Source organism: Azoarcus sp. TTM-91, from assembly GCF_012911025.1.
In the GTDB taxonomy this organism is placed as follows: domain Bacteria; phylum Pseudomonadota; class Gammaproteobacteria; order Burkholderiales; family Rhodocyclaceae; genus Azoarcus.
The window spans coordinates 1-11165 of record NZ_WUEI01000134.1 but is presented as its reverse complement, the minus strand read 5'-3'; the positions used below and the strand labels follow the sequence as shown (position 1 = coordinate 11165).

Here is an 11165-nt window from a genome sequence, read left to right as displayed (position 1 = left end):
GTGCGGCGGAGAGGGGGGCGGAAGGGGTGGCGTGCGCGGCCGTTTCGGCGCGTGGCCACCACAGGGTGTCGGCGAAGTAGTGCTCCCGCAGCATCACCACCAGTTGGGCGCGTTTGTGCGGGAAATCGAATTCCTTGAGCTTGGCGTAGCCGGAACGGTCCAGATTGCGGATCTGCTGGACATGGTCGATGCGCGGCTCGCCGACGATGCGGCGGGTGCGCGGATCGCTGAGGAAGAGGTAGTGGGAGATGGAGGTGAGCCAGGCGGTGGCGTAGGCCTTGCCACGCCACGCCGGTTCGCCGATCAGCACATGCCAGCCGCGGTCGTAGTCGTCCGCGTCGCAGAAGGGCGAGATGCGGTTTTCCTTGGCCCAGTAGGCTTCGAAGTAGCCGAACGGCTCGCCGTCCAGGCAGCAGATCATGGCGTGGATGTGCGGGTCCGCGGCCAGCTCTTCCAGGTAGTGGCGATGCTTGTCGAGATCGCCTTCCTCCGACCACACCTTGGCCACTTCCGGATCGTTCATCCAGCGGTTGAAGCGCGGCAGGTCGCGCTCGATCTCCAGCGCGCGGAAGGAGAAGGTCTTGCCCAGCCAGGGGATGAAGCGCTGGTAGATCAGGCCGCTCGGCTTGGGCCGGCGGAGGGGATGGCGGCGGCCCTGGGTCAGCCCGTAGCGGAAGGGGAAGGGCGGCGGCACTTGCGTCAGCCAGAGTTCCGGCCGTTGCCACAACATGTCCCGCTGGGCGATGTTGCCCACCTCGGCGGCGATGAGGATGCCGGCGTCCAGCGCCTGCTGAGCCAGCGGCGCAGGCAGGGAAACCCTGGCCTGCTGTTGCCCGGGGTGGAAGGTGAACAGCGCTTCGAGCACGGCCAGCAGATGGGTGAGGGCAGGCGCGGGCTCATGCGCCGCGTGTTCCAGCGCCAGGCCATTCGGCGTTTCGGTGCTGGTCCAGCGGGAGAGGGCGCCGTCTTCTCCGCGGTCTCTCTGTTCGACCAGCAGGGTCTTGCCGTCCAGCAGCACCTGGTGGGCTGTGCCGTCAGGATAGGAAAGGAGGCTGCGCAGGCCCTGCCAGTCCAGGGCGCTGGCAGGCGGTGTAAATGGGGTGGACATCGAGTGGTCCTCATGCGGTGTTTGCGGTCGCCGGCCAGCCATTGCGAGCCGGCCCCGGTCCTGGAGGCCCGCCCGCAGCGTGGGCAGGCCTACGTCATGAGTCGAAAACCCCTGCCTCGCGACCGAGGCGGGAATGGCTCATGTTCTGCATGACGAGTTCGATGGCGGGATGTTTAGTCGATGCCGGCGCGGGGGCACGGGAGGTGACCGCTTGGCGCGGCTTCGGGGGCTGCGAGGCCGCAAGCCGGTCTCGCCCGTCCTAAAAAAAAGCCGACGTGAATCGTCTTCACTGCTTGAAAGGGGATGGGCCGGCCACGGCTGCCGGGCTGGTCCATCCCCGCCCGAACCTCTGCCCCTATCGGAAAGCCATGTCGAAGATGCGTTTGGTTTACATGTGGTCGCTGCGCAATGCCGCCGCGGACAGGGCGGGCCAGAAGGTCGCCTACAAGGGTGGCCAGCGCTACATGAAGTCGCCGCTGCAATACCTGGCGGAGCTGCTGGACGCCACGCCGCTGGGCGAGCGCTATTCGCTGGAGGCCGTCATCTCGGACGACGACCCCGATTCTGACCGCGATTGCGACAAGCTGGCCGGCTACGGTTTCACCTGCGGCGAGGGCGAGCACTGGTTCTATCCGCCGCAGCTCACCGTGCAGGGGCGGCGCATGGAAGGGCTGCGCTACGCCGTGCCCTCGTCTTACCGCAGGCTGCCGCCGGGAGACGCCGGGCGTGTCGCCGGCAAACGGGATTACGAACAGCGGGTGCTGGAGATGCTGCGGGAGGTGAAGGCCGACCTCGTGCTGCTGGACGGGCTGCTGATCATCCTCGACGAACTCGTCCGCCCCGGCAGCCCCTTCCACCGCCGCATCGTCAACATCCATCCCGGCATCACCCGCATCGACTCGCCTTACGAGCGCCGCGGCGCCTACGCCACGCTGGACGCCCTGCACGGAGCCCGTGGCGAAAGGAAGAACTGGCAGACCGGCGAGGTGGTCGCGGTGCCGCCGGTGAGCATGACTGGCGCCTCCTTCCACTATGTGGATAACGGCATCGATTCCGGCGAGGTGATCACCGACGTGCTGGCGACCCCTATCGATCCGGCCGATACCATCCTCGAACTGCGCTGGAACAACTTCAACAACAGCCTCTTCCCCGCCATGCGCCGTGGCCTGGAGATCCTGGCCGGCATGGACGTGGGCGTGACGTGGCGGGTGGAGGAGCGCGGCTGATGCCTGCCCTGCCGGCCCGCCCGTACGCTGCATGATCACTTTCTACAATGGCAGCCACCTGCGCCACCAGGGCAGGCTGGAGATGTTCCGTGGCGAGCTGCTGCCCTGTTTCGAACGGGCGGACAGGGTCGAGAACGTGCTGGCCGAACTGCGTGCCCGCCGCCTCGGCCCCATCGAGGCGCCCGAGCCTTTCGACGATGCGCCGCTCGCCCGCGTCCATACGCAGCGCTACCTGGATTTCCTGCGTACCGCCTGGCAGGAGTGGATCGCGCTGGACCGGGCCAATGCCGGCAAGGACGCCTTGCCCTCCTTCTGGCCGATACGCGGCTTCCGCAGCGATTTGCTGCCGGACAATTTCGCCGCCCGCCTGGGCCTGTTCTCCTTCGACGCCGGCACGCCGCTCACCTCAGGCAGCTGGGCGGCGGCCCGGGGCGGCGCCTGCTGCGCCCTGTCCGCGGTGCGGCGGGTGCTGGCCGGCGAGCGCGCGGCCTTCGCGTTGACGCGGCCGCCGGGCCACCACGCTGGGGCGGACTTCTTCGGCGGCTACTGTTTCCTCAACAACGCCGCCATCGCCGCCCAGGCCTTGCGCGACGGCGGTGCCGCCCGGGTGGCGGTGCTGGATATCGACTACCACCACGGCAACGGCACCCAGGCCATCTTCTATGAGCGGCCGGACGTGTTCTTCGTCAGCATCCATGGCGATCCGCGCACCGAATACCCCTTCTACCTCGGCCATGCCGACGAGCGTGGCGCCGGGTCGGGGCTGGATTGCAACCTCAACCTGCCGCTGGCGCGCGGCACCGCCTACGCCGAGTGGCAACAGGCGCTGGCGCGGGCCCTGCAGGCGATCGCCGGCTTCGGTGTCGATGCGCTGGTGCTCTCCCTCGGCATGGACACCTTCGAGGACGACCCGATCTCCGGCTTCCGCCTCAAGCGCGAGGACTACTACCGCATCGGCGAGACCCTGGCGGCGCAGGGGCTGCCCACCGTCATCACCTTCGAGGGCGGTTATGCGGTGGATGAGCTGGGCATCAACACCGCCAACCTGCTGCAGGGTTTCGAGCAGGCGGCGGGCTGATGCCGTTCCGCCTAAGCCGCCGCGCTGGCGCGGACTGGTGGAAGGCCCTTGCCGCCGCCGTGGGCCGGGTATTTAAAGAAGATTCACGATGACGACCCTTCAAGGAAGCCGCATGCCCTCCCCAGCCGGTACTTGTTCCTGGCGTACGCGTCTGTCGATGCGCACCCGCTTCTCCCGTCTCCTGGGCTTGCCTGCTCTCGCGCTTGTTGTCCTGCTCGGTGCGTTCGGCGGATCGGCTACTGCCGCAGTCGAGATCCGCCGCACAGCCGATGGCATTCCCCACGTCCTCGCCTCCGGCTGGCGCGAGCTCGGCTACGGCTACGGCCACGCCCAGGCCGAGGATGCCTTGTGCACGCTGGCCGAAGCCTTCGTCACCTACCGCGGGCAGCGCTCCTTCCACTTTGGCGGCGAGGGGCGGCCGGCGCGCAATTCCACCTTCGGCCGCTCCACCAACCTGGAACTGGATTTCTTCTTCTGCAGCCTGGTGGCGGATGAGCAGGTCGCCGCCTACCGGCAGCACCAGCCTGCCGACCTGCAGGCCCTGACCGAGGGTTTCGCCGCCGGCTACAACGCCGCGCTGCGGCAGCTCAAGGCGCAGCAGGGCCCGCAGCGGCGCGCCTGCGCCGGCGAGAGCTGGGTGGCGAAGATCAGCGCCGACGACATCTACCGCCGCATGTATGCCGCCGGCCTGGCGGGCGGCTACAGCCGCTTCATCCCGCAGATCGTCAACGCCAGGCCGCCCGGCGGCCCCGACACCGGCGCGCTCGCCGACGACGTGGCCGAGCGCCTGGCGCATGCGGTCGGAGAAATGCCGGGCCTGGGCAGCAATGTCATCGCCCTGGGGCGGGAGGCCACTGGCGAAGAGGCCGGCGTGCTGTTCGGCAACCCGCATTGGTTCTGGGGCGGGCCGGACCGTTTCTACCAGGCCCACCTGACGATTCCCGGCCGGCTCAACGTTGCCGGCGTGTCTTTCCTCGGCGTGCCGGTGATCGTCATCGGCTTCAACGAGCACATCGCCTGGAGCCACACCGTTTCCGCGGCGCGCCGCTTCGGCCTGTTCGAACTGGCGCTGGATGCCGCCGACCCCACCGCCTACCGCTACGACGGCGCGGTCGAGAAGATGCAGCGCCGGCAGGTCGCGGTCGAAGTGCGTCAGGCGGATGGCAGCATCGCCATCGTCAGCCGCACCCTCTACCGCAGCCGCCAGGGGCCGCTGGTGGATTTCGGCGCGCGCTCGCCAGCCTTCGCCTGGGGGCCGGAGCGCGCGCTGGCGCTGCGCGACATCAATGCCGGCAACTTCCGCAGCTTCGAGACCTTCTTCCGCTGGAACCAGGCGAAATCGCTGGACGAGTTCGCCGCCATCCAGCGCGAGGAGGGCGGCGTGCCCTGGGTGAATACCGTCGCCATCGGCCGTGGCGACGGCCGCGTCTGGTTCGCCGACATCGGCGCGGTGCCGAATGTGCCGGACGCGCTGCGCCAGCGTTGCGCCGGTGCCTTGGCGCCGGCCTTCGCCACCCTGGACCGCAACGCGCCCTTGCTGGACGGCAGCCGTTCCGACTGCGCCTGGGCGACGGAGCCGGCGGCGCCGGTAGCCGGCTCCCTGCCGCCGGCGCGCATGCCGGCGCTGTTCGCCACCGATTACGTCGCCAACATGAACGACAGCTACTGGCTCACCCGGCCGGCGCAGCCGCTGGAAGGCTATGACCGCATTCTCGGCGGCGAGGGCGAGGAGCTGTCGCTGCGCGGCCAGGCCGGCCATGCGCTGGCGGGCGGCTTGCTGCGTGTACGGGCGGGTTCTGCCCGCGAACTGGCGCGCATGCTGCGCCGGGAGGTGCTGGACGCCCGGGTGCATTCGGCCATCCGCTTCAAGCAAGCCTTGCTGGCGGCGGCATGCGCCTCGCCGACGGTGACGGTGAAGCGCGACCTGCTCAGCGGCGAGGCGCTGGCATCGCCGGTGGAAGTGAACACCACCCCGGCCTGCCGGCTGCTGGCCGGCTGGCAGGACAAGGGCGGGGCGGAGGATCGCGGATCGCTGCTGTGGGATGCCTGGTGGGCCCGCCTGCGGCGGATTCCGGCGGCCGAGTTCTACCGCGTGCCCTTCGACCGCACCCGCCCGCTGGATACGCCGGCTGGGCCGGCGGCGGCCGACCCGCGGGTGGCGGAGGCGCTGGGCGCGGCCATCCTCGCCCAGCAGAAAGCCGGGCTGGCGCTGGATGCCCGGCGCGGCAGCGCGCTCACGGTGGACACCGCGCGCGGCGAGGTGGCGCTGTTCGGTGGCTGCGATCTGCAGGGCTATTTCACCGTCGCCTGCGCCGGCGCGGCCAGCTACCGGATGAATGCCGACAGCCACGGCAACAGCTACCTGCAAGTGGTGCGCTTCGTTGGTGAGGGCGCGGCCGGCCGTGGCGTTGAAGCCCACACCCTGCTGCCGCACGGCAACGACGAGCGCGCGCTGCAGGGCGGGCCGGGTGCGGCGCCGGTGCTGCGCTACGCGCGGCAGGACTGGCTGCGCTTCCCCTTCACCGAGGCGGAGATCGCCGCCGATCCGGCGCTCAGGCGCATCAGGCTGCATCCCTGAGGGCTGCGCCCCGCGCCCGCCGCAGCGCGGGCGAGAGCGGGCAGGCACCGCAGTGGCTTTCACCTGGCAGGCGGTAGTAGAGGCAGCACTGGCGGTGCAACAGCATGGGTTTGTCGTGGCCGCCCGGCTGGCCGCCTTGGGGAGCGGCATGCTTGCGCCGGCCGAACAGGGGATTGCGCCGGCCATCCGGCCACTTCTCCTGTTCCAGCAGATAAGCATGGTCGGCGGCCACCAGCGCGGCCAGCGGCGGCAGGCCGGAGGCGGCCGCGGCGGCCTGTTCCAGGATGGGTTCCAGCCAGCGCGACACGCTGCCCCACAACAGTTTTTCCGGCAGCCGTACCCGTTCCGAGAGGCGGGCGATGAGTGGCGCCAGGTGGCCGTCCAGCAGGGGGCCGTAGCGGCTGGCGCTGTCCTGCCCCGGCGCCGCATGGCCCAGCGTGGGGATGACGACCGCGCGTACCCGGGCATGTCCGTCCAGCTGCAGGGCGACGCTGCCGGCCGCCACCGGAAAGAGGTGCTGCAGCACGCTGGCACCGGCCACCACCGCCGGCAGCAGCACGCCGGCGTAGTCCAGCATCCAGGCGGAGGCGACCGGCCGCAGGTCGTCGCAGCGGCGGAAGGCGGCATGCCGGGCGAGCAGCGCATCCAGCGCCGCCCGCGAGGCCAGCAGGGCGGCCAGCGGCTGCAGGCCGGGCGCGGCCGGGTCGCCGCACACCAGGGTTTCGCCAAGGGCGGCCAGCTCGCCGCGGAACAGGGGCTTCAAGAGCTCGATCACGGCTTGCTCCAGCGTAGTCTCCTGCCTGGATGACGAGCCGTCGCCGCCGCTGTTTACCCCGGACGACTAAATCTCCCCGCGCGCCAAACGTCTGTCTCTTGTGTTCCCCTGACTGTCGAGGCCGACGTGCTCTCTCACCTCATCCAGCAATCCCGCTGGCTGCTGCTGGCCGCCGCTGCCGCCAGCGTGATTTCCGGCGTCTGCGGCGTGCTGCTGCTGGCGCAGATCACCACCGCGCTCACCGCCGATGCCAGCGACTACGGCAGCCTGGCGTGGACCTTCGCCGGCCTGGCCCTGGCCGCCATGCTCACCCGCACGCTCTCGGCGGTGCTGTTCGAACGCCTGGGCCAGCACGCGCTGGCCGAGCTGCGCCACTACATTTCGGCGCGGGTGCTGGCGGCGGATTTCCGCCGGCTGGAGCTGGCCGGCGGGCCAAGGGTGCAGTCTGCGCTGTCGGAGCACAGCAACAACGTCGCCCAGTTTTTCGTCAGCGTGCCGGCCATTCTCACCAACGCGGTGGTGGTGGCCGGCTGCCTGGTCTACATGGCCCTGCTGTCGTGGAAGATCTTCCTCGCCGCGGTGGTGGCCATCGGCCTGGGCTCGCTGGGCTACCACCTGGCGCATCTGCTGGCGATCCGCCACCTCAAGGCCGCCTCGCAGGAGCAGGACAAGCTGTTCGGCCATTTCCGCGCGCTCACCGAGGGCGCCAAGGAGCTGCGGCTGAACCGCGCCAAGCGACGCACCTTCGGCAGCGAGGTGCTGGGCAGCTCCATCGAGACGGTGCGCAGCAGCCGCGCGCTCGGCATGTCCATCTTCGTCGCCTCGGCGAGCTGGGGCAGCTTCCTGATCTACGCCTTCATCGGCCTGGTGCTGTTCGTGCTGGTGGGCGACGTGCCCGACCGGACCACCATCATGACCGGCTTTGCGCTGGTCTTCCTCTACATGGTGACGCCGCTGGAGGTGCTGCTGCTCAATATTCCCCGCGCCAACCTGGCCAAGGTGGCGGCCGACCGCATCGAGGAGATCACCCGCGAGATTCCCGGCGCGGCGATGGCCGAGGCGGTGGGTGTGCCGCCGCCACTGCGGCTCAACAGCCTGCTGCTGAAGGGCGTGAAGCACCGCTATTACCACGAGCAGAGCGACGACTTCTTCGAGCTGGGGCCGCTGGACCTGGAGTTCCGCCCCGGCACGGTGACCTTCCTGGTCGGCGGCAATGGCAGCGGCAAGACCACGCTGGCCAAGCTGCTGGTGGGGCTGTATGCGCCGGAGGCCGGCGAGGTGTGGCTGAACGGCGAACGCATCGAGGATTTCAACCGCGACCGCTACCGCCAGCTGTTCTCGGCCATCTTCTCCGACTTCCACCTCTTCGAACGCCTGCTGGAAGCCAGCCGGCCAGACCTGGACGAGGCCGGCAACCGCCTGCTGGCGCGCTTGCATCTGCAGCACAAGGTGAAGGTGAGCGGCGGCGCCTTCAGCACCCAGGCGCTGTCCCAGGGCCAGCGCAAGCGCCTCGCGCTGGTGGTGGCCTGCCTGGAGGACCGGCCCTTCCTGATCTTCGACGAATGGGCGGCGGACCAGGACCCGGTGTTCAAGGACGTGTTCTACCGCGAGCTGTTGCCGGAGCTGCGCGCCCAGGGCAAGGCGGTGCTGGTGATTTCCCACGACGACCGCTACTTCGACCTCGGCGACCGCCTGCTGCGGCTGGAAAACGGACGCTTGGTGGAGGGGGGGGCGGTGCCGCCGCAAGCGGAGCGGCCGGTGCTGCAGAGCACCGTCGCCTGAGGGGGCCGGCGCCGGCCGGCGAGGGGGAGGCGCGGCTTCGCTCCCTCAGTCTTCATCCAGGTGGATGGCGCCGTCCGGCCCCCAGCGCACCTGGGTGATGCCGGGCTCCTCCGCTTCCAGGCGCTGCTTCTCCAGCTCCTCCCGGCTCAGGTGGCCGAGTTCGGCGCGGCGCTCGTCGGCCAGCCGGCGGGCTTCCTCCTCGCGCAGGTGGGCCATCGCAGCGTCGCGCACCGCGGCGACGATCTCCTGGTCGTCCCAGGGTTTGATCAGGTAGCGGTAGAGGCCGACCTCGTTCACCGCGTTCATCAGCACATCGAAGTCGGTGACGCCGGAGAGGATGAGGCGCGGCACCTGGGGCTGGATGTCACGGAAGGCCTTGAGGAAGGCGAGGCCGTCCATCTCCGGCATGCGGTAGTCGCACAGCACGGTGTCGAAGGGCACCTCGGTGGCGCGGGCGAGCGCGGCGTGCGGCGAGCTGTGGGATTCCACCTGCGCCGCCTTCGGCAGCGCGTGCCGCAACAGGCGGACCAGGGCGGCCAGCACATGGCTCTCATCGTCTACCAGCAGGATACGCATCGCATTCTCCTTCCATGCCGGGGGGCAGGGCCGTTCCCGCTGCGGCGGTCCGTGCGGGGGCAGACTGTGTGCGCCGGCCGAAGTTCGGCCCGCGGCGACCGGCCGTCGGCAGGACAGGCGGGCGCGCTCATGCCTCGCCCGGCGCGCCGCCGCTGCGCTGCACCGGCAGCACCACGCGGAAGCGGCTGCCCTGGCCAGGTTCGCTCTCCACCTGCAGCTCGCCGCCGTGCTTCTTGACGATGCCATAGGCGAGCGACAGGCCCAGGCCGGTGCCCTTGCCGATGGGCTTGGTGGTGAAGAAGGGATCGAAGATGCGCTTCATCAGCTCCGCCGGAATGCCGACGCCATCGTCGCTCACCTCCACCCAGACCTTGCCGGCCGCCGCATCGTGGCCGGTGCGGATGAGGATGTGACCCATGCGGCCGTCCGGAATGGCATGGGCGGCGTTCACCAGCAGATTGAGGAAGACCTGGTTGAGCTGCGAGGGCAGGCATTCCACCTCCGGCAGCCGGGCGTACTCCTTCACCACTTCGGCGCGGTACTTGATCTCGTTGTTGACGATGTTGAGGGTGGAGTCCAGCCCGGCGTGCAGGTCGGACCACTGCCAGTCCTGGCCGCTATCAACCCGGGAGAAATCCTTCAGGTCGGCGACGATCTTGCGCACCCGGTCCACTCCCTCGCGCGACTGCTGCAACAAGGCAGGCAGGTCTTCCATGATGAAGTCGTAGTCATGCACCTCCCGCGCCTGCCGGGCGGCGATGGCGGCGGGGTGTTCCGGCGGCAGCTGCGCGGCGGCGCTAGCCAGGGCGGTGGCGACCGCGCCGAGGTCGGCCAGGTAGCGTTCCAGCGTGCCGAGGTTGGATTGCACGTAGCCGATGGGGTTGTTGATCTCGTGCGCGACGCCGGCGGCGAGCTGGCCGATGGAGGCGAGCTTCTCCGACTGCAGCAGCTGTTGCTGGGCGTCCTGCAGGCGGGCGTTGAGTTCGGTAAGTGCGGCGTTGCGGCGCAGGGCCTCCTGCTCCGAGGCGGCACGCCGGCTCACGTCCGCCTCCAGCTCGGCCTTGGCGCTGGCGAGCTGAGCGGTGCGCTGCTCCACCTTGCTCTCCAGCTCGGCGCGGGCGCGGCGCAGGGCCTCTTCCGCCTGCTTGCGCTCGCTCATGTCCACCAGGGTTTCGATGGCGCCGATGATGCGGCCGTCGAGGTCGCGCAGCGGCGCGGCGGTGAAGAACAGCCAGCGGCCGTTGTCGCCGGAGCGGGGGAAGAACAGCTCGGCCTCGTAGGCGCCGGGAATGATGGGCGAGCGGCGGACGTTGCCGTGGTAGTAGCTGTCGATGCGGCGCTCGATGTCGCCGGTGACGATCAACTCCGCCAGCACCGGCCGCTCGTAATCGTAGAAGGCCTCCCAGGCGGCACCGCGGCCCAGCATCTGGCTGGCCGGCGTGTCGGTGACCAGCTCGCAGGCGTGGTTCCAGTGGGTGACGACACCGGCGGAGTCGATGACGAAGGTGGGCACCGGGCTGCCCTGCACGATCTGCTGCAGCACCTGCTGGATGTGCTGCTGGGCGGCCTCGGCCTGTTTGCGGCCGGTGACGTCCAGCGCGGTGGCGAGCAGGGCGTGGCCGGTCTCGTAGGCGATGCGCACCACCGTCACGTCCAGCCAGCGCAGGTCGCCGCCGCGGGTGAGGATGGGCACCTCGTGCATCTCCGCCTCCGCCCCACCCTCGCCGCGCAGCATGGCGGCGCTGCGCTGGCGCAGGGTTTCGCGCTGGTCTTCGCGCACCAGGTCGAAGAAGGCGCACTCCAGCAGCTCTTCCCGGCGGTAGCCGGTGCAGCGCTCCAGCGCGCGATTGACGTAGAGCAGCTTGCCGCCCCGGTGCAGCATGATGGCCGCGCCCACCGTCTCCGCCAGGCCCTGGAAGCGCTCGGCGCTGCGCCTGGCCTGGCGCTCGGCGCTCACTACCCGGGAGATGTCCTTGCCGATGCCGAGGAAGCGGTGCGGCAGCGCCCCGCCGGGCAGGTCCTTGTCCGGTGGGGCGCTGCCG

General features: G+C 70.0%; 8 protein-coding genes. 4 read left to right on the top strand and 4 right to left on the bottom strand.

Going from position 1 to position 11165, the window contains the following annotated elements:
* Nucleotides 1–1108, bottom strand: a 1108-nt coding sequence (locus GRF61_RS21405) for a GNAT family N-acetyltransferase (protein ID WP_169152651.1), incomplete at its 3' end; no start/stop codon positions are given.
* 368 nt (nucleotides 1109–1476) lie between these two features.
* Here GRF61_RS21405 and GRF61_RS21400 point away from each other — a divergent pair.
* From GRF61_RS21400 to GRF61_RS21390, 3 genes are all read left to right on the top strand, one after another.
* The gene (locus tag GRF61_RS21400; protein WP_169152650.1) at nucleotides 1477–2334 is read left to right on the top strand and encodes a formyltransferase family protein; all 858 of its coding nucleotides are present in this window, start codon (nucleotides 1477–1479) and stop codon (nucleotides 2332–2334) included.
* Between the two features lie 31 nt (nucleotides 2335–2365).
* Entirely contained in the window at nucleotides 2366–3412 is a 1047-nt protein-coding gene (locus tag GRF61_RS21395; RefSeq protein WP_169152649.1) for a histone deacetylase family protein, read from the top strand.
* A gap of 112 nt (nucleotides 3413–3524) precedes the next feature.
* Nucleotides 3525–5990, top strand: coding sequence for a penicillin acylase family protein (locus GRF61_RS21390; protein ID WP_248281382.1), 2466 nt, complete (start codon nucleotides 3525–3527; stop codon nucleotides 5988–5990).
* Here GRF61_RS21390 and fhuF read toward each other — a convergent pair.
* Nucleotides 5974–6765, bottom strand: a complete 792-nt coding sequence (fhuF, locus tag GRF61_RS21385; protein ID WP_169152648.1) for a siderophore-iron reductase FhuF — start codon at nucleotides 6763–6765, stop codon at nucleotides 5974–5976. The genes GRF61_RS21390 and fhuF overlap by 17 nt on opposite strands.
* Nucleotides 6766–6891: 126 nt before the next feature.
* Between fhuF and GRF61_RS21380 the strand changes: the two genes are divergently transcribed.
* Nucleotides 6892–8547: a cyclic peptide export ABC transporter gene (locus GRF61_RS21380; RefSeq protein ID WP_169152647.1), complete on the top strand. Its 1656-nt coding sequence runs from the start codon at nucleotides 6892–6894 to the stop codon at nucleotides 8545–8547.
* 45 nt (nucleotides 8548–8592) lie between these two features.
* On the opposite strand, the gene GRF61_RS21375 is transcribed toward GRF61_RS21380, so the two are convergent.
* Both GRF61_RS21375 and GRF61_RS21370 read right to left on the bottom strand, forming a co-directional pair.
* A complete protein-coding gene (locus GRF61_RS21375) occupies nucleotides 8593–9123 on the bottom strand; it encodes a response regulator (RefSeq protein WP_169152646.1) in 531 nt (176 codons plus the stop codon).
* Nucleotides 9124–9250: 127 nt separating this feature from the next.
* Nucleotides 9251–11165, bottom strand: a 1915-nt coding sequence (locus GRF61_RS21370; RefSeq protein ID WP_169152645.1) for a PAS domain S-box protein, incomplete at its 5' end; no start/stop codon positions are given.